This is a genomic window from Streptacidiphilus rugosus AM-16 (assembly GCF_000744655.1).
GTDB classification, from domain to species: Bacteria; Actinomycetota; Actinomycetes; order Streptomycetales; family Streptomycetaceae; genus Streptacidiphilus; species Streptacidiphilus rugosus.
In genome coordinates, this window is record NZ_JQMJ01000003.1 from 527611 (window position 1) to 546713 (window position 19103).

Sequence of the window (19103 nt, forward strand, 5' to 3'; positions counted from 1 at the left end):
GCGTTTTCTCCTTGCACCAACGACCGTTTCGGGCGCATTCACCTGCGTTTTGGTCATGTACTCACGGTGTCGCCCAGCGACTTCGCGCGCGGTCGGACCGGCACATGTCACTCGCACGGGTGAGGTTCTTGCGATCGGCTCGTATGGTGATCTCGACCGGTTACGGCGAGGCCGTCACGATGGGGTGACGAGCGTCGCGATTCTCTGGAGGACGACCACGGTGAGCAGCGAAACCACTCCCGGACCCCGACTGCGCGAGGCGCTTGCGGGCGTTCCCGCCTACAAGCCGGGCAAGCCCGCGCAGGGCGCCGACGGCGCTCCGGCCTTCAAGCTCTCCTCCAACGAGAACCCCTACCCGCCGCTGCCAGGCGTGCTGGAGTCGGCCGTCGCGGCGGCGCAGAGCTTCAACCGCTACCCCGACATGGCCTGCACCGGCCTGATCGCCGAGCTGGCCAAGCGCTTCGGCGTGCCGGAGTCGCACATCGCCACCGGCACGGGCTCGGTCGGTGTCGCGCAGTCCCTGCTGCAGTCGACCTCGGGCCCCGGCGACGAGGTGATCTTCGCCTGGCGCTCCTTCGAGGCGTACCCGATCATCACCCAGATCAGCGGCGCGACCTCGGTGCGGGTGCCGCTGAAGGCGGACGAGACCCACGACCTGGACGCGATGCTCGCCGCGATCACCGAGCGGACCCGGCTGATCTTCGTCTGCAACCCGAACAACCCGACCGGCACGGTCGCGCACCGGGCCGAACTGGAGCGCTTCCTCGACGCGGTCCCGGCCGACGTCCTGGTGGTGCTGGACGAGGCCTACAACGAGTTCGTCAGGGACGACGAGGTGCCGGACGGCGTCGAGGTCTACCGTGACCGCCCGAACGTCTGCGTGCTGCGCACCTTCTCCAAGGCCTACGGCCTGGCGGGGCTGCGGGTCGGCTTCGCGATCGCGCACGAGCCGGTCGCCCAGGCGCTGCGGCAGACCGCGGTGCCCTTCGGTGTGAGCCAGCTGGCGCAGGACGCGGCGGTGGCCTCGCTGCGGTCCGAGACCGCGCTGCTGGAGCGGGTGGCCGCGCTGGTGGCCGAGCGCGAGCGGGTGGTCTCGGCGCTGGTGGCCCAGGGCTGGACGGTGGCGACGACGCAGGCGAACTTCGTCTGGCTGCGGCTCGGCGACCGGACCATGGACTTCGCTGCGGCCTGTGAGGCGGCCGGCGTGGTGGTCCGTCCGTTCGCGGGCGAGGGCGCGCGGATCACGATCGGCGAGACCGAGGCGAACGACCTGTTCCTGCAGACGGCGGAACTGTTCCACAAGGGTCTGTGACGGCTCTCCCCGAGGGCTGGGAACACATGAGAACAAGATCGCCAGGTGCTCCACGTGAAGCACTTGGCGATCTTGTTCTGGTCGTGCCCGGGGCGGGGCGGGGCGGGGCGGGGCGGTCAGGCGGTGGGGCTGGTGCTCGGGCTCGGCGAGGCGTTCGGGGCGCGGGTGGGGAGCAGTGGCTTGCAGATGGCGTAGGCCGCGGCGGTCTTGGCGTCCGCGGTGTTCAGCCCGCGGAAGTTGCCGTTGGCGGGCAGGGTGACGCCGTGGTCCTTGAGGCAGCTGCGGAACGCCGCCAGCGCGGTGGAGTTGAAGCCGCCGCCCCGGCCGGCCCCGCCGCTGGGCCGGAGCGACGCGCAGGCCTGCATGGCCGCCTGCATCGCGGGGTCCGGCGAGGCTCCGCCGAAGCCGAAGCCGCCTCCCCCGCCGTAACCGCCGCCGTTGCCGCCGAAGCCGCCGCTGGGACGGCCGCTCGGACGACCGCCGGGGCGGCCGCTCGGAAGGGTGACCCCGTGCTGGCTGAGGCACTGCCGGTAGGCCTGCATCGCCGCGCCGCGACCGCTCGCCGAAGGGGCGGCGGTGGCGGTGGCGGCGCTGGAGGAGGAACAGCCGGACAGCAGCAGCGCGCCGCCGGCGAGCAGTCCTGCCGCGCAGGCGGCGCGAGAGCTGAGTGTCGTCATGGTCCCGAAGGAATCGCACAGGGGTGGTGAAGTCCTGGGTGATTCCTGGGAATCTGCTGGGATCGGGGGCCCTCGCGTCCCCCGGGCAGAGCAGCGGTACGACCGACAAGCCATAGTTTGCATGGGTTTGTCGGGTTCGGGCGCTCGGCGAACTCCAAGGTGCCTCGCAGGACGCCCTTGGTCCGCACGGTCAAGGTGTCCGGCATGAAGGTGCTCCCACGACGGCGCAAGTCCGTCCTGTTGAACTCCGTGCTCGCCGCAGGGCTGCTGGCCACCGCCGGCATCGCCTGGGCGACCGTGGCCCAGGGCTCCAGCACCACCGGCACGTCCACGACGCGCACCGCGACGGTCGCGCGCGGCACGGTCCTCGCGACGGTCTCCGGGTCGGGCACACTGACCTCGCCGTCCGACGCCGGGGTGAACTTCACCACCGGCGGCACGCTGACCGAGGTGGACGTGAAGGCCGGTCAGAAGGTGACCGCCGGACAGGTGCTGGGCAAGGTCGACGCCACCACCGAGAACGAGACGCTCAGCAACGCCAGGGCCCAGCTCTCCGCGGCCGAGGCGAACCTGACCCAGGTCGAGGCCGGCACGCTCCCCGCGTCCGCCTCCAACAGCAACAGCAACAGCAACAACGGCAGCGGCAGCAGCGGAGGCCGCGGCGGCACGACCGTCGCGTCCACGCCGACGCCGAGCCCCACCCCCACCGTGAACCAGGCGCAGCTGGCCAGCGCCGAGCAGCAGGTCACCTCCGCGCAGAACGCCGTGGACGCCGCGGCGCGGGCCGTCGACGGCACCGTGCTCAGGGCGCCGGTCGGCGGCACCGTCGCGTCGGTCAGCGGCAAGGTCGGCGAGACCGTCTCCGGTTCCGGCGGCTCGGGCGGCTCCGGCGGTTCGGGCAGCGGCAGCGGCAGCAGCGGGTCGAGCAGCAGCTCGTCGAGCGCCGGCAGCCTGTCCGGCTTCGTCGTGATCACCAACCCGGCCGGAATGGAGGTCAGCGCCGACTTCTCCGAGAGCGACGCGCTGAAGCTCAAGGCCGGTCAGGGCGCGACCGTCACGCTCAACGCGGACACCAGCCAGGTGCTCAACGCCAAGGTGGTCTCCATCAGCTCGCTGCCGGTGAGCAGCTCGGGCAGCGGCAGCGGCTCCTCCAGCGCGGTCCAGTACGCGGCGCTGCTCGCCATCACCGGCGACACCTCCAGCCTGCGCACCGGCCTCAGCGCCAGCGTCCAGGTCGTCACCGGCGAGGCCTCCGGCGCGCTCTACCTGCCGACCTCCGCGATCAACGGCACCGGCGCCAACGCGAGCGTGCAGCTGGTCCAGGCGGACGGGACGACCAAGCGCACGCCGATCACCCTCGGCGTGCAGGGCGACACGGAGGACCAGATCCTGTCCGGGGTCACCGAGGGCCAGAAGGTCCAGATCACCGTGGTCTCCACCAGCGGCAGCAACGGCTTCCCGAGCACCGGCTTCCCCGGCGGCTTCGGTGGCGGCGGTGGCGGCGGACGCGGCTTCGGCGGCGGCGGCCGGACGGGCGGCGGCGGTACGGGCGGCAGGGGATGAGCCAGGCTCCCGTCCCCGCGCCGGTCATCGCCGCCCGGCAGCTGGTGAAGACCTACGGCATGGGCGACGCGGTCGTGCACGCCCTGGCGGGCGTCGACCTGACCGTCCGCCAGGGTGACTACCTGGCCATCATGGGCAGTTCGGGTTCGGGCAAGTCGACGCTGATGAACATCCTCGGCTGCCTGGACGTGCCGACGACCGGCCGGTACCTGCTCGACGGCATCGACGTGGGCGGGCTGGACGAGCGGCAGCTGTCGCTGGTGCGGAACCGCAAGATCGGCTTCATCTTCCAGTCCTTCAACCTGGTCCCGCGCACGACCGCGCTGGCCCAGGTCGAGCTGCCGCTCGCCTACGCGGGCGTCAAGGCGGCCGAGCGGCGGCGTCGCGCCCTGGCCGCGCTGACCATGGTCGGCCTGGCCGACCGCGCCGACCACAAGCCCAACGAGCTCTCCGGCGGCCAGCAGCAGCGTGTCGCCGTGGCCCGTGCGCTGGTCACCGCGCCCGCGATGCTGCTGGCCGACGAGCCCACCGGCAACCTCGACAGCCACAGCACCAAGGAGGTCCTCGGCATCGTGGACCGGCTCAACCAGACCGGCCGCACCGTCGTGCTGATCACCCACGAGGACGAGGTCGCGCACCACGCCAAGCGGGTGATCCGCCTGGTCGACGGCGTGATCACCAGTGACGTGCGGCAGGCGCCGGTCGACGGCCCGCCGCCGATGCTCCACCCGCTGCAGGAGGTCGCCCGGTGAACCCGCTGGAGACGCTTCGCTTCGCCGTGCTGGGCCTGGCCGCGAACAAGGTCCGCTCCGGGCTGACCATGCTCGGCATCCTGATCGGCGTCGCCGCCGTCATCCTGCTGCTCGCGGTCGGCAACGGCTCCTCGCAGGCCGTGAAGAACTCGATCGACGCCCTCGGCACGAACGCGCTGACCGTGAGCTCCGGCGCCGGCTTCGGCGCGCAGTCGACCGCGACCAGCACCAAGCCGCTCACCGTCGACGACGCCCGGGCGCTGGCCGACCCGAGCCAGGCGCCGGACATCAAGGGCGTGGCCCCCGAGGTGCAGACCTCGCAGACCGCGCTCTACCAGGGCACCTCGCACACGGTCAGCTCGGTGATCGGCACCTACCCGGCCTACTTCGAGGCGTCCAACAGCAAGGTCACCAAGGGCGACTACTTCAGCGCCGACGACGTGCTGGCCTCGCGCAAGGTCGCGGTCATCGGCTCGACCACGGCGACCGACCTGTTCGGCACCGACGACCCGATCGGCAAGAAGATCACCCTGGGCGGCACCCCGTTCACGGTCGTCGGCGAACTGGCGACCAAGGGCAGCGGCACCGGCTTCCAGGACCCCGACGACACGATCGTGCTGCCGCTGCCGAGCGTGCAGAACGCGTTCACCGGCTTCGGCTCGCTGAGCCAGATCCTGGTCGAGGCGAAGTCGGCGGACTCGACGACGCAGGCGCAGAACGAGATCACCACGATCCTGATGGGCCGTCACGGCATCACCAGCTCGTCGGCGGTGGACTTCCGCATCGGCAGCCAGACCACCCTGCTCAGCACCCGCAGCTCCACGACGCAGACCTTCACGGTGCTGCTGGGCGCGGTGGCGGCGATCTCGCTGCTGGTCGGCGGGATCGGCATCACCAACATCATGCTGGTCACGGTGACCGAGCGGACCCGTGAGATCGGCATCCGCAAGGCCATCGGCGCGCCCAAGGGCGTCATCCTCAGCCAGTTCCTCGCCGAGTCGACCTTGCTGTCACTGGTGGGCGCGGGCCTCGGGGTGGTCACCGCGTTGGTCGGCGCGCACTTCACGATCGTGGGGATCAAGCCGGTGGTGATCCCCGCCTCGGTCTGGGGCGCGTTCGGGATCGCGGTGGCGATCGGCCTGTTCTTCGGCAGTTACCCGGCGAGCCGGGCGGCGAGCCTGCGCCCGATCGAGGCGCTGCGGCATGAGTGAGAGGCAGAGGGAGACCATGGGCGTGGACATCGCGGACGTCACGGACGGCATGGAGTCGCCGGAGGCGATCCTGGCCGAGCCGCCGGACGCGCTGGACATCAGCGCGGAGCTGGCGGCCCCGCCGCGGCGCAAGCTGCCGTGGCTGACGCTGGTGCTGGCCGCCGCGGTGGTGGCCGGGCTCGGCTTCATCGGGGGCGTGGAGGTCCAGAAGGGCCAGGCGCCTGCCGCGGGCGGCACGGGACGCTCGTTCACGGCGGGAGCGCGCACCGGTGCGGGCGGCGGCGGCTTCGGCGGAGCCGGTGGTTTCGGCGGCGCGGGCGGCTTCGGTGGGCCGGCGGCGGCGGTGCGGGCGGCGGCGCGACGGTCGGTACCGTCAAGCTCGTCGACGGCACCACGATCTATGTGACGGACACCTCAGGCAACGTGGTCAAGGTCACCACGGGCGGCTCGACCAAGGTCGGCATCTCGAAGACGGGCAAGGTCAGCGACCTGAAGCCGGGCTCGACGGTGACCATCCGCGGCACGACCGACTCCTCCGGCGACGTCGCGGCCACCACGGTCACCCAGCTCGGCGGCTGACGCCTCCCGGCACATGGGCACCGAAGGGGCGCGAGGAACTGCGCGAGAAACCACCGGCGTGCGGATGGCCCTGCTCGTTCGGCGAACCACCTGCGTGGGTGGCTTGTCGCGCAGTTCCTCGCGCCCCTGGGGCAGTGCAACTGTCTCGCCGTCGCGGAGCTCTGGTGCGACCGTCCGTGTGCTGTCTTCATAGAGTCCTCATCTGCGGCGGATAGCCTGCTCGCAGCCAGATCCGACCTCCCCGGGGGCGCGCCCAATGGATACCGCCGAAGCCAGCCTGCTCGTCGTCGACGACGAGCCGAACATCCGTGAGCTGCTCTCCGCCTCGCTCCGTTTCGCCGGCTTTCGCGTCGCCTCCGCCGCGACCGGCGCCGAGGCGGTCGCGCAGGTGGCGCGCTCGCGGCCGGACCTCGTCGTGCTCGACGTGATGCTGCCCGACGCGGACGGCTTCTCGCTGGTGCGGCGGCTGCGGGACGACAGTGAGCGGGACAAGATCCCGGTCATCTTCCTCACCGCCAAGGACGGCGTCGACGACAAGATCAACGGTCTCACCGCGGGCGGCGACGACTACGTCACCAAGCCGTTCAGCCTGGAGGAGCTGATCGCCCGGATCCGGGCGATCCTGCGGCGGACCGGCGGGCCCGCCGAGGACGGGCGGCTGGTCGTCGCGGACCTGGAGCTCGACCCGATCGGTCACCAGGTCACCCGCGGCGGACGGCCGGTCTCGCTCTCCCCGACCGAGTTCAAGCTGCTCGAGTACCTGATGACCAACACCGGCCGGGTGGTCTCCAAGATGCAGATCCTGGACCACGTCTGGGCCTACGACTTCGGCGGCGACCTCAGCATCGTCGAGTCCTACATCTCCTACCTGCGCCGCAAGATGGACTCGGGCGCCGAGGGCTCCCCCAAGCTCATCCACACCGTGCGCGGTATCGGCTATGTCCTTCGCCGCCCCGCTGGGTGACCGCCTGAGGGCGGCCCTGCGCAGGAGCCTGCGGGTGCGTCCGCCGCTGCGCGGGCGCTTCTCGCTGCGGGTGCGCCTGCTCGCGCTCGCGGTCGCGCTGGTCGCGCTCGGGTTGACGGTGAGCGACACCCTCGTACTGGGCGACGTGCGCGGCGAGCTGCTGAACCGGGTCGACAGCCAGCTGCGCCGTTTCGGCACGCAGGCGGCCCGGCAGGCGGAGGATCCGCAGCGCCACTTCTTCCCCACCAGCGGGCGGCGCGCCTACCTGCCCAGTCAGTACGTGGCCGCCGAGGTCGGCGCGGACGGCGGCTACGGCCACCTGCTCGCGCAGCCGCTCGAAGCGGACGACCCGCGGCCCGAGCTGCCGACGCTGAACGCGACGAGTCTCGCCGCGCGGATGGGCACCGCGTTCACCGTGCCCGCCGACCACGGCGGCGGCAGTTGGCGTGTGGTGATCCTGCCGCTGAGCACGCCTTCGGGCGCCGGGGTCGTGGTGGCCGTCTCGCTCGACGACACCGACGCCATGCTGGCCAAGCTGAACGACGGCTTCCTGGTGATCGGCGCGGTCGTGCTGGTGCTGCTGACCGTGGCCGGCTTCTTCGCGGTACGGGCCGGGCTCAAGCCGCTGCGCCGGATCGAGGAGACGGCGCAGCAGATCGCCGCCGGGCATCCGCTCTCCCACCGCGTCCCCGACGCGGACGCCGACCAGCGGACCGAGGTGGGCCGGCTGGCCCGCTCGCTCAACCTGATGCTGGCGCAGATCGAGTCCGCCTTCGCCGCACGTACCCGCTCCGAGGACCGGATGCGTCGCTTCGTCGCCGACGCCAGCCACGAGCTGCGGACCCCGCTGGCGGGGATCCGCGGCTTCGCCGAGCTGTACCGGATGGGCGCGCTGGGCACCGAGGCCGACGTCAAGCGCACCATGAGCCGGATCGAGAGCGAGGCGGTCCGGATGAGCGGTCTGGTCGAGGACCTGCTGACCCTCGCCCGGCTGGACGAGCAGCGACCGCTGCAGCTGGCGCCGATGGACCTGCGCACGCTCGCCGCCGACGCGCTGCACGACACCACCGCGCTCGACCCCTCGCGGCCGGTGCAGCTCACCGGCCCGGCCGGGGCTTCGACCCCGGGCGCGGCGCTGGTGCTGGGGGACGAGGCCAGGCTGCGGCAGGTGGTCACCAACCTGGTGGGCAACGCGGTCAAGCACACCCCGGCGGGGACGCCGGTCAGGATCGGCGTCGGCACGCTGGACGGCGCGGGGGTGCTGGAGGTGGCCGACCAGGGCCCCGGTCTGACGGACGAGCAGGCGGCCCGGGTATTCGAACGCTTCTACCGGGTGGACGCCTCGCGGAGCCGGCAGGACGGCGGGGGAGCGGGCCTGGGACTGGCGATCGCCGCCGCGTTGACGGCGGCGCACGGCGGCCGGGTGGAGCTGGAGACGGTCCCCGGCGCGGGCGCGACCTTCCGGATCCGGCTGCCGCACGCCTGAGCGCGCTGCCGGGACGAGCACCCCCGGGAGGCCCAGCTCAGAGCTGCCGTCGGCAGCAATCGCCGAAGTGGACCGTTTGGCGTGCCCTCCTGTGCCGAATGGCTCTGACGACTTACCCCACCCCCCTGCGAAGCTGCCGCGGACGACATGTAGATAATAGCTTGTGATCGTGTTCACGTTCACAAGCGAACTAGCATTTCGTGTTCGATAGGGACGTCCCACATCAGTGGGTCGAAAAGTGCATACATGGACACGAAGGTCAGCCGATCAGGAGGGACTCCCATGGATCTCGCGCTCGCGCACGAGACGATGGCGCGGTGGCAGTTCGGCATCACCACCGTCTACCACTTCCTCTTCGTGCCGCTCACCATCTCCCTCACCGCGCTCGTCGCGGGGCTCCAGACGGCCTGGGTGCGGACGGGGCGCGAGAAGTACTTCAGGGCGACCAAGTTCTGGGGCAAGCTCATGCTGATCAACCTGGCGATGGGCGTCGTCACGGGGATCGTGCAGGAGTTCCAGTTCGGCATGAGCTGGTCGAGCTACTCCCGCTTCGTCGGTGACATCTTCGGAGCCCCGCTCGCCTTCGAGGCCCTGATCGCCTTCTTCTTCGAGTCCACCTTCATCGGACTGTGGATCTTCGGCTGGGACCGGCTGCCCAAGAAGCTGCACCTGCTGTCGATCTGGATGGTCGCCATCGGCAGCACCCTGTCGGCCTACTTCATCCTGGCGGCCAACTCCTGGATGCAGCACCCGGTCGGCTACGAGCTCGCCAACGGGCGGGCCCAGCTGACCGACTTCCCCAAGGTGCTCTTCCAGAACACCACCCTGGTCGTCGTCTTCCACACGATCACCTCGGCCTTCCTGACCGGCGGCGCGTTCATGATCGGCATCTCCGCCTACCAGCTGCGCAAGGCATCCAGGGCGGCGAAGGCGGATCGCAACCCGGTCAAGGTCGCGGCGATGAGCACCTCGCTGCGGCTCGGTCTGATCACCTGCCTGATCGCCGGTCTGGGCACCGCGGTGAGCGGCGACGCCCTGGGCAAGGTCATGTTCGAACAGCAGCCGATGAAGATGGCGGCGGCCGAGGCGCTGTGGGACACCGACTCGCCCGCACCCTTCTCGATCTTCGCCTACGGCGACGTGGCCAAGGGCCACAACACCGTCGAGGTCACCATCCCCGGTCTGCTCTCCTTCCTGGCCAAGGGCGACTTCTCCTCGCCGGTGCCCGGCATCAACGACACCAACGCCGCGGAGAAGGCCAAGTACGGCGACAAGGCGCCCGACTACAAGCCGAACATCCCCACCACCTTCTGGGCCTTCCGGTGGATGATCGGCTTCGGGATGACCTCCTTCGTGATCGCCCTGGCCGGCCTCTGGCTGACCCGGCGCAGGTTCTGGCTGGCCCCGGAGTTCCGGCGGGCCGGTGACGAGGTCCCGCGCTTCATGCTGACGAAGAACCGGGAGCTCGGCCCCTTCCTGAACAAGTGGGCCTGGCGGGCCGCCATCTGGACCCTGCTCTTCCCGGTGATCGCCTGCTCCTGGGGCTGGATCTTCACCGAGATGGGCCGTCAGCCCTGGGCCGTCTACGGCCTGATGACCACCGCCGACGCGGTCTCCCCCGGCGTCACCATCGCCGAGCAGTGGACCTCGCTGGTCGTGCTGACGCTGCTCTACGGGATCCTCGCCGTCGTCGAGGTCAAGCTGATGGTCAAGTACGCCAAGGCCGGTCCCACGGACGAGGAGCCGCCGCGCGGCAACCCGACCCTGGGCGGTCCGCCGCCGGGGTCCGAGGACGCCGACAAGCCCTTCGCCTTCGCGTACTGATTGCTGACTGGAGACCCTGAGATGCAACTCCACGACGTCTGGTTCGTGCTCATCGCGGTCCTCTGGATCGGCTACTTCTTCCTGGAGGGCTTCGACTTCGGCGTCGGGATCCTCACCAAGGCGCTGGCCAGGGACGAGCGCGAGCGCCGGGTCCTGATCAACACCATCGGCCCGGTCTGGGACGGCAACGAGGTCTGGCTGCTGACGGCGGGCGGCGCGACCTTCGCGGCCTTCCCCGAGTGGTACGCCACCCTGTTCAGCGGCTTCTACCTGGCCCTGCTGCTGATCCTGGTCTGCCTGATCGTCCGCGGCGTCGCCTTCGAGTACCGGGGCAAGCGGGACGACGCGGCCTGGAAGCGCAACTGGGACACCGCGATCTTCTGGACCTCGCTGCTGCCGGCCTTCCTGTGGGGCGTGGCCTTCGGCAACATCGTCCACGGTGTGAAGATCGACGCGAGCAAGGAGTACGTCGGCAGCTTCCTCGACCTGCTGAACGGCTACGCGATCCTCGGCGGCCTGGTCACGCTCTTCCTCTTCACCTTCCACGGGGCGGTCTTCACCGCGCTCAAGACGGTGGGGGAGATCCGCGAGCGGGCCCGCGCGCTGGCGCTGAAGGTGGGCGTGGTCGCGGCGCTGCTGGCGCTGGCCTTCCTGATCTGGACCCAGCTCCACCACGGCGACAACTGGAGCTTCGCGGCGATGGTCGTGGCGGCGCTCGCCCTGGTCGGGGCACTGGTGGCGAACCAGCTCGGCCGGGAGGGCTGGGCCTTCCTCCTGTCCGGCGTCACCATCGTGGCCGCGGTGGCGATGCTCTTCCTGACGCTGTTCCCCGACGTCATGCCGTCCACGCTGAACCCTGCCTGGTCGCTGACCGTCAGCAACGCCTCGGCCTCGCCGTACACGCTGCGGATCATGACCTGGGTGGCCGCGATCATGACGCCCGTGGTCCTGGTCTACCAGGGCTGGACCTACTGGGTGTTCCGCCGCCGCATCGGCGTGCACAACATCCCCGCCTAACCGCTTCCGGTCCCACGGAGGAGTTGTCGTGAAGCCCGTCGACCCGCGCCTGATGCGGTACGCCGCAGCCACCCGGATCTTCCTGCTGGCCTCGGTCGCGCTGGGCGCGGTCGGCGCGGGCCTGGTGATCGCGCAGGCGATGCTGGTGGCGCAGATCGTCGTCGGCTGCTTCCAGCAGGGTCAGGGGCTCGGCAGGCTGGCCGGGCCGCTGACGGCGCTCGCGGCCGTCTCGCTGGGCCGGGGCCTGGTGGCCTGGGCGACGGAGACGGTGGCCCACCGGACCTCGGCCACGGTCAAGTCGCAGCTGCGCGAGCGGTTGCTGGCGCGGGCGGCGGAGCTGGGCCCCGCCCGGGTGTCGCGGCGCCGCAGCGGTGAGCTGGTGACGCTGGCGACGCGCGGCGTCGACGCGCTGGACGAGTACTTCGCCCGGTACCTGCCGCAGTTGGCGCTCTCGGTGGTCGTGCCGGTCGCGGTGCTGGCCAGGATCGTCTTCGCCGACTGGCTCTCAGCGGTGATCATCGTGGTGACACTGCCGCTGATCCCGATCTTCATGATCCTGATCGGCCTGGCCACGCAGAGCCGGATGGACCGCCAGTGGCGCACGCTGGGACGCCTCTCGCACCACTTCCTCGACGTGGTGGCCGGACTGCCGACGCTCAAGGTCTTCGGTCGGGCGAAGGCGCAGGCGGAGTCGATCAGGAGGATCACCGACCAGTACCGCCGCGCGACGCTGCGGACCCTGCGGGTCGCCTTCGTCTCCTCCTTCGCGCTGGAGCTGCTGTCGACGCTGTCGGTGGCCCTGGTCGCGGTGAGCATCGGGATGCGGCTGGTCGACGGCGGGATCGACCTCTACACCGGGCTCGTGGTGCTGGTCCTGGCTCCCGAGGCGTACCTGCCGATCCGCCAGGTGGGCACCCACTACCACGCCAGCGTGGAGGGGCTCGCGGCGGCGGACCAGATCTTCGAGGTCCTGGAGGAGCCGGCCCCCGTCCACGCGGTCACCCCTGCGGACGCGGTGTCGGTGAGCGGCCTCACCGTCCGCTACCCGGGCCGCGAGGAGGCCGCGCTGGACGGCGTCTCGCTCACGGCCGCACCGGGCGAGATCCTGGCGATCACCGGCCCCTCGGGAGCCGGCAAGTCGACGCTGCTGGCCGCCCTGCTGGGCTTCGTGCCCTTCGAGGGGCAGGTCGCCGCGCCCGCGCACGAGCGCATCGCCTGGGTTCCGCAGCAGCCCTACCTGTTCGCCGGCACGATCGCCGACAACGTCCGCCTCTCCCGCCCGGACGCGACCGACGCGGAGGTACGCGCGGCCCTGACGGCCGCGCAGGCCTGGGACTTCGTCTCGGCGCTGCCGCTGGGCCGGCTGACCCTCCTCGGCGAGTCCGGCGCGGGGCTCTCCGCCGGGCAGCGCCAACGTCTGGCCCTGGCCCGCGCGTTCCTCGCCGACCGGGAGCTCGTCCTGCTCGACGAGCCGACGGCGGGTCTGGACAACGAGAACGAGGCGGCGGTCGTCGCCGCGATCCGCGAACTCGCCGTCGGCCGCACGGTGATCCTCACGGCCCACCGCCCGGCGCTGCTCGCCCTGGCCCACCGCCGGGTGGACCTCCCGGCCACGGGCGCCGCCGACGACCATGGCGCGTGGCCGCACACCGACGGCGGGGCGGCTCGGGACGGCGGCTTCGCGACTGTCACGCCCGGCGCACGCCGGGCCGTCCTGACGGAGCCTGCGGCCGACTCCGAGGTCGAGGTGGCACACCCTGTGCGGCCCCGCGTGGATGGGCTCGGCGCACGGGACGCCGGCTTCGCCGCCGTCTCCCCCGGCGCGCGGCGGACCGTTGCGGCCGGGGCGGCGGTGGGCGACCCCGGCGTCGAGGCGGAAACCGCCGGGTGGCCCCGGGTCGATGACGTGCCCGCACGTGAGCACGGCTTCGCACCCGGTGCGCGGCAGGGCGTCCCGGCAGGGGCGGGTGCTGCTCTGCCGGACGCCGAGGTCGCGCTCGTGGCCCCGTCCGCCTCCGGGTTCGCCTCGGGGCGGATCCGGTGGCCGCGGCCCAGGCTCGCCGGGGCGATCCTGCTCGGTGCGCTCGCGCTCAGCTGCGCCACCGCGCTCATGGGCACCTCGGGCTGGCTCATCTCCCGCGCCAGCCAGCAGCCGCCGGTGCTCTACCTGATGATGGCCGTCACCGCCGTCCGCGCCTTCGGCATCGGCCGCTCCGTGCTGCGCTACGCCGAGCGGCTGGTCGGTCACGACGCGGTCTTCCGCAGCCTGGGCGCGCTGCGGGTCACCGTGTACCGGCGGCTGGAGCGTCTCGCCCCCGCGGGGCTGGGCGCGACCTTCCGCCGGGGCGACCTGCTCGCGCGCATGGTCGCGGACGTGGACGCGATGCAGGACCACTACCTCCGCTACCGGCTCCCCCTGGCCGCCACGGCGCTCGCCGGCCTGCTGACCGTCGGCGTCACGGCCTGGCTGCTGCCGCTCGCCGGGGCGGCCCTCGCGGTCGGCCTGCTGCTCGCCGGGGTGGCCGTGCCGCTGCTCGCGCTGCGGCTCTCGCTGCGCGCGGAACGGGCCAGGGCGGACGCGCGCGGGCGGCTCAGCGGCGAGGTCGTCGCCCTGCTGGACGGCGCGGCCGAACTGACCGTCAGCGGCGCGCTCCCCGCCCGCCTGCGCGCGCTGCGGACCACCGACGCCGAACTGACCGGGCTGCAGCGCCGCTCCGCCGCCGGTCTCGGCCTCGGCACCGGCCTCACCACGGCGCTCACCGGCCTCACCGCGGTGGCCTGCGGAGCGGCGGGCATCGCAGCGGTCTCGGCGGGGCGGCTGCACGGCGTCTTCCTCGCCGTCCTGCTGCTGACGCCGCTCGCCGCCTTCGAGGGGGTCACCGGTCTGACCGCCGCGGTCCAGACCCGGCAGCGCAGCGCGCAGTCGGCCGCACGGCTGGCGGAGCTGGTCGAGGCGGACGAGCCGGTGCGCGAGCCCGAGCATCCGGCCGCGCCGCCCGCCGAGCCGCTGCCACTGCGCGTCAGTGACCTGACGGCCTGCTGGCCAGGGCGCACCACCCCGGCGCTCGCCGGGCTGGACCTGGAGCTGACCGCGGGGCGCCGCGTCGCGGTCGTCGGTCCCAGCGGCTCGGGGAAGACCACGCTGGCCCACGTGCTGCTGCGGTTCCTCGACCCGGCCTCGGGCGAGGTCACCCTCGGCGGCGTCGACACCACGACGCTGGCGGGGGAGGACGTCCGCCGCGCGGTGGGACTCTGCGCACAGGACGCCCATGTCTTCGACAGCTCGTTGCGGGAGAACCTGCGCCTGGCCCGGCCGGAGGCGACCGACGCGGAACTGCACGGGGCGCTGACCGCCGCGCGCCTCGCGGCCTTCGTGGACGAGCTGCCCGACGGCCTGGACACCATGGTCGGCGAACACGGCGCGGCCCTCTCCGGCGGCCAGCGGCAGCGCCTCGCGCTGGCCCGGGCCCTGCTGGCGGACTTCCCCGTCCTGATCCTCGACGAGCCGGCCGAGCACCTCGACCTGCCGACGGCGGACGCGCTCACCGCCGACCTGCTCGCCGCGACCGAGGGCCGCGCCACGCTGCTGATCACCCACCGGCTCACCGGTTTGGAGAACGTGGACGAGATCCTCGTCCTGGACGCGGGCCGGGTGGTGCAGCGCGGCAGCTGGGCCGAGCTGGTCGCCGTGGAGGGACCGCTGCGCACGCTCTGGCGGCACGAGAGCGGGGAGCTGCTGGTGGAGGCCTGAGCATGCCTCCGCTGTCGCCATAAATCCGGACAAACTACGCTCTCGACCATGGAACAGAGCGACGCGCACTTCATCCCCGACCTCGGTTCGCTGGAGGTCGACGCGCTGGTCTCCGAGGTGTCCGAGCGGCTGCACGCCGTCGCGGCGGTCAACGACCGGATGCGGGAGCTTCTGGAGGCCGTCGTCGCCGTCAGTTCCGGCCTCGACCTGCACGCGACGCTGCAGCGCATCGCCTCCGCCGCCGCCGACCTGGTCGACGCCGAGTACGCGGCCGTCGGTGTGCTGGCCCCGCACACGCACGGGCTCTCCGACTTCATCCAGGTCGGCATCACCTCCGCGCAGGAGCTGGAGATCGGCGGGCCGCCCTGCGGGCTCGGGCTGCTCGGCTTCGTCACCGAGCATCCCGAGCCGCTGCGGCTGGAGGATCTGAACCAGCACCCCAGCGCGGTCGGCTTCCCGCCCGGGCACCCGCCGATGCGCACCTTCCTCAGCGTGCCGGTCCGGGTCCGCAACGACTTCTTCGGGACGCTCTACCTCAGCGAGAAGCACCACGGCCGGCATTTCTCCGCCGCGGACCAGCAGGTGGTCGAGGCGTTGGCGGCGGCCGCCGGGGTCGCCATCGAGAACGCCCGCCTCTACGAGGAGGGCCTGCGCCGCGAGCGGTGGATCGCCGCGTCCAAGGAGGTCACGACGGTGATGCTGACCGCGGACGACGCGCAGGCCGCGCTCACCACGACCGCCGAACTGCTGCGCGACCTCGCGGGTGCGGCGCTGGGCATGATCCTGCTGCCGACCGGCGACGGGGGCTTCCGCGTCTCGCACGCCTCCGGCGAGGGCGCGGACTTCGTCACCGGCGAGCTGCTGCCGATCAACGAGCGGAACGCGCTCCTGCTGGCCGGCAACAGCGTCATCGTCGACGACATGCGCAACGACTCCGACATGCGCTCCGGCATCCGGCAGGCCTTCGGTCCCGGTATGGCATTGCCGTTGCAGAGTGCGGGCCGGATCCTGGGCGGGGTCAGCGTCTGGCGCCGCCACGGCATGCCGCCCTTCACGGAGGACGAGCGGATTCTCGCCGAGGGCTTCGCCGCGCAGGCGGCGCTCGCCCTGCGGCTGGCCGAGGGGCAGCAGCACCAGCAGCGGCTCGCGGTCTACCAGGACCGCGACCGGATCGCGCGCGACCTGCACGACCTGGTCATCCAGCGGCTGTTCGCGACCGGCATGATGCTGGAGAGCGCGGCGCGGCTGGCGAAGGTTCCCGAGGTCGGCGTCAGGATCGGCAAGGCGGTGGACGAACTGGACGCGACGATCCAGGAGGTCCGCACCACGATCTACGCACTCCAGCACGACGACACCCCTGGCGGCGGCGAGGACCTGCGCAGCCGGGTCCTGCGTGAGGGCGCGCAGGCTGCCGGACCGTTGGGCTTCAAGCCCGCGATCACCTTCGTCGGCCCGGTCGACACGATGATCAGCGAGGCGACGGGCCGCCAGCTGGTCGCCGCGCTGCGCGAGATGCTGTCGAACGCGGCGCGCCACGCGCGGGCCTCGAAGGTCGACGTCCGCGTCGACAGCACCACCCACATCGACGGCGAGGGCCGCGTGACCGAGGGCCCCCGGACGATGTCGGAGGACACCCCCGAACGTCTCGCCGACGCCCTTCGCGCGGCGGGCCGCCCCGCGGTCCTCCTGGCGGTCACCGACGACGGGGTCGGCATCCCGGACGGCGGCCGCCGCAGCGGCCTGCGCAACCTCGCCGAACGCGCCGCCGCGCTCGGCGGCGACGCCTGGTTCGAAACCGGCCCCGACGGCAAGGGCACGACGGTGTCCTGGACCGCGCTGCTGTAGCCGCGACCCGCCGCCCCCTGAGGGTGCGTTCAGAGGTCGCCGGGGAGCAGCCCTTCCTGGACCGCGCGGACGCCGGCCTGGAAGCGGCTGCGGGCGCCGAGGCGTTCGAGCAGGTCGGTCGCGGTGCGACGGGCGCTGCGCGGGGAGACGCCCAGACGTTTGGCGACGGAGTCGTCGGTGTGACCCTGCGCCAGCAGGGCGAGGGTCGCCGCCTCCTGGGGGGTGAGGCCGTGGGAGTCGCGGATCGGCGCGGTGGAGAGCGGCCGCGCGGCGGCCCACACCGTCTCGAAGAGCGCGACCAGCGCGGTGACGGTGCCGGAGCCGGTCAGGACCACGGCGCCCGCCGCGGTGTTGTCGCTGGTCACGGGCATGATTGCGACAGCTCGGTCGGCGATGATCATCCGGGTGGGCAGCGTCGCGGTGGTGCGGACCTGGCCGCCGTGGGCGGCCAGCCAGTTGGCGTAGTCGACCGTGGGCGGGTTGTTGCGCAGGCTGTCGAGATAGATGGTGCGCATCATCACGCCCCGCTCCAGCACCCGCAGGTCCAGGGGACGTGCGGCCTCCATGTTCTCGGCGGTCTGGGCGCCGTCCGGGCTGAAGGCCATCACCTCGGTACTGATCTCGTTGGTGAGGCGGGCGATCCGGGAGCGGATCCTGTCGATGCCGATGAGGTGTTCGACGCCCGGGCTGGCCTCGGTGGGTCGCAGGTCGGCGTACTCGGAGATGAGCTGGGCGGCGGTGGCGCGGGACGCCTCCAGGCGCTGCTGCTGGGCGGCGAGGTCCGCGCTCTGCCGGGCCAGGAGGATCTCGAGGCCGAGGTCGGGGGAGACCGCCCGGATGCCCGGCACACCCTCGGAGGTGCGCACGAGGGAGAGCTCGCTCAACAGGTCGAGGGCGTCGCCGACCTGAATCGCGGCCAGGTCCAGAGCCGCGGCCAGCCCGGCGACGTCGAGCTGCGGCTGGGCCAGCATCGCGCGGTAGACGCGGTCGGCGTCACGGGTCAGTCCGAGTCCGGTCAGCATGAGCGCACGGTCTCCCAGGGGCATGCCGAGGTGGCCGCGTGCCCCCCGGCGTAACGATTTGACGGCCGTTCAACAAGGTCGCACGCGGAGGGGTGCGGAGGAAAGCTTTTCGGTTCTGCGGCTAAACACCGACGTGGTGAGGGGCCTGCGGAGGGGGCCACGCACCGCTCCGAGGCGTGGACGGAACCGGCCGGGGACGGAACCGTCCCGATAGGTTCCCTGGCTTCCGCTATGCGTGGCTTGGGACGCTCGGCGGCATGTATCTCGTCCACCTCCACCTCCACCCTCCGGCCGCCGCGGATCCGCTGCCCGGAGGGATCCGCGACTGGCTGCGTGCCGCCGCGTCACCCGAGGACCGGATCGAGCACGTCGCCGTCCATGCCGGCGCGCGTCCGGTCCCCGTGGTCGGCGTCTATCTGATCGCCGACAGCCTGGACGACGCGGAGACCTGTGCCGCGCGCGTCTGTGGGCGCGCCCTGGCCGGGCGGCAGGAGCTGGTGGGCTGGCGGCTCACCTGCGCCCAGGTGCCGCTCGTGACCCCCGTGTGGGAGGACCTGTTGGTCGACCGGGCCGGTCCGGGCCGGAACCGTCCGGGGACGGATCCGGCCAGCGGCCGGCCCTTCCACCCCCGCTGAGCTGCGGGGAGAGTAGTACTCGCCGACGGGGCCCAGCGCCCTGGACGGCCACCGGAGCAAGCGTCACCGCGGGACGCGAGCACCTGGACCGGACCTCACGCCCCTTCCCACAGGACAGGAAACGACCATGGTTCGCACCCGTCTCGCCCAGGCCGCCGCGGTCGCCGCCCTCACCGCCTGCACCGCCCTGCTCGTTCCCGCCGCCCTGGACGTCGCCTCGGCGTCGGGCCCGGCCGCGGCCACCGCCACCGCCACCGCCACCGCCACCGCCACTGTCCAGGCCGACGCCGCACCGGTGACCGTCACCGACGCCGGTACCGGACCCGACAGCCTCGGCTGGCAGTAAGCACTCCGGCGGCGCGTCCGACGAGGCTCCGGCCTCCGCCGCCCCTCGGGCCGCATACACGGCTGCTCCTGCAGGGCAGCCGCACCGCCGCCCCGCTCCGTCCACCGGGCCGCCCGGCC

16 protein-coding genes are annotated in these 19103 nt (G+C 72.3%); 14 read left to right on the plus strand and 2 right to left on the minus strand.

Annotation, left to right across the window (positions count from 1 at the left end):
- Nucleotides 1-220: 220 nt before the first annotated feature.
- Nucleotides 221-1312: a histidinol-phosphate transaminase gene (hisC, locus tag BS83_RS05825; RefSeq protein ID WP_037601643.1), complete on the plus strand. Its 1092-nt coding sequence runs from the start codon at nt 221-223 to the stop codon at nt 1310-1312.
- A gap of 116 nt (nt 1313-1428) precedes the next feature.
- Here the strand turns inward: hisC and BS83_RS05830 are convergent, their stop codons facing one another.
- Nucleotides 1429-1989: a hypothetical protein gene (locus BS83_RS05830; RefSeq protein ID WP_051942683.1), complete on the minus strand. Its 561-nt coding sequence runs from the start codon at nt 1987-1989 to the stop codon at nt 1429-1431.
- Nucleotides 1990-2193: 204 nt separating this feature from the next.
- Here BS83_RS05830 and BS83_RS05835 point away from each other — a divergent pair, with 204 nt between their 5' ends.
- From BS83_RS05835 to BS83_RS05880, 11 genes are all read left to right on the plus strand, one after another.
- On the plus strand, nt 2194-3552 hold the full coding sequence (locus tag BS83_RS05835; protein ID WP_157596945.1) for an efflux RND transporter periplasmic adaptor subunit: 1359 nt from the start codon (nt 2194-2196) through the stop codon (nt 3550-3552).
- Nucleotides 3549-4304 (plus strand): ABC transporter ATP-binding protein, encoded by a 756-nt coding sequence (locus tag BS83_RS05840; protein WP_037601649.1) that lies wholly within the window; start codon nt 3549-3551, stop codon nt 4302-4304. Before BS83_RS05835 ends, BS83_RS05840 begins: the two co-directional genes overlap by 4 nt.
- Nucleotides 4301-5515, plus strand: a complete 1215-nt coding sequence (locus BS83_RS05845; protein WP_037601651.1) for an ABC transporter permease — start codon at nt 4301-4303, stop codon at nt 5513-5515. Before BS83_RS05840 ends, BS83_RS05845 begins: the two co-directional genes overlap by 4 nt.
- Entirely contained in the window at nt 5508-5921 is a 414-nt protein-coding gene (locus tag BS83_RS45150; protein ID WP_157596947.1) for a hypothetical protein, read from the plus strand. The genes BS83_RS05845 and BS83_RS45150 overlap by 8 nt, the downstream gene beginning before the upstream one ends.
- Complete coding sequence (locus BS83_RS45155; protein WP_157596949.1) at nt 5918-6094, plus strand: hypothetical protein; 177 nt, start codon at nt 5918-5920, stop codon at nt 6092-6094. The genes BS83_RS45150 and BS83_RS45155 overlap by 4 nt, the downstream gene beginning before the upstream one ends.
- A 256-nt stretch (nt 6095-6350) precedes the next feature.
- Nucleotides 6351-7058 carry a response regulator transcription factor gene (locus tag BS83_RS05855; protein WP_037601656.1) on the plus strand — a complete coding sequence of 236 codons (708 nt, stop codon included), beginning with the start codon at nt 6351-6353 and terminating at the stop codon, nt 7056-7058.
- On the plus strand, nt 7033-8544 hold the full coding sequence (locus BS83_RS05860; RefSeq protein ID WP_084713164.1) for a sensor histidine kinase: 1512 nt from the start codon (nt 7033-7035) through the stop codon (nt 8542-8544). Before BS83_RS05855 ends, BS83_RS05860 begins: the two co-directional genes overlap by 26 nt.
- A gap of 282 nt (nt 8545-8826) precedes the next feature.
- Nucleotides 8827-10368, plus strand: coding sequence for a cytochrome ubiquinol oxidase subunit I (locus tag BS83_RS05865; RefSeq protein ID WP_037601659.1), 1542 nt, complete (start codon nt 8827-8829; stop codon nt 10366-10368).
- A gap of 21 nt (nt 10369-10389) precedes the next feature.
- Nucleotides 10390-11385 (plus strand): cytochrome d ubiquinol oxidase subunit II, encoded by a 996-nt coding sequence (gene cydB, locus BS83_RS05870; RefSeq protein ID WP_037601662.1) that lies wholly within the window; start codon nt 10390-10392, stop codon nt 11383-11385.
- 28 nt (nt 11386-11413) lie between these two features.
- Nucleotides 11414-15136: a thiol reductant ABC exporter subunit CydD gene (gene cydD, locus BS83_RS05875; protein ID WP_037601665.1), complete on the plus strand. Its 3723-nt coding sequence runs from the start codon at nt 11414-11416 to the stop codon at nt 15134-15136.
- Between the two features lie 48 nt (nt 15137-15184).
- On the plus strand, nt 15185-16981 hold the full coding sequence (locus BS83_RS05880) for a GAF domain-containing sensor histidine kinase (protein ID WP_051942685.1): 1797 nt from the start codon (nt 15185-15187) through the stop codon (nt 16979-16981).
- A gap of 29 nt (nt 16982-17010) precedes the next feature.
- Here BS83_RS05880 and BS83_RS05885 read toward each other — a convergent pair whose 3' ends face one another.
- Entirely contained in the window at nt 17011-18003 is a 993-nt protein-coding gene (locus BS83_RS05885; RefSeq protein WP_037601668.1) for a helix-turn-helix transcriptional regulator, read from the minus strand.
- Nucleotides 18004-18260: 257 nt separating this feature from the next.
- Between BS83_RS05885 and BS83_RS05890 the strand changes: the two genes are divergently transcribed.
- Complete coding sequence (locus BS83_RS05890) at nt 18261-18638, plus strand: hypothetical protein (protein WP_051942686.1); 378 nt, start codon at nt 18261-18263, stop codon at nt 18636-18638.
- 127 nt (nt 18639-18765) lie between these two features.
- The gene (locus BS83_RS05895; RefSeq protein ID WP_037601671.1) at nt 18766-18984 is read left to right on the plus strand and encodes a hypothetical protein; all 219 of its coding nucleotides are present in this window, start codon (nt 18766-18768) and stop codon (nt 18982-18984) included.
- Nucleotides 18985-19103: the final 119 nt, after the last annotated feature.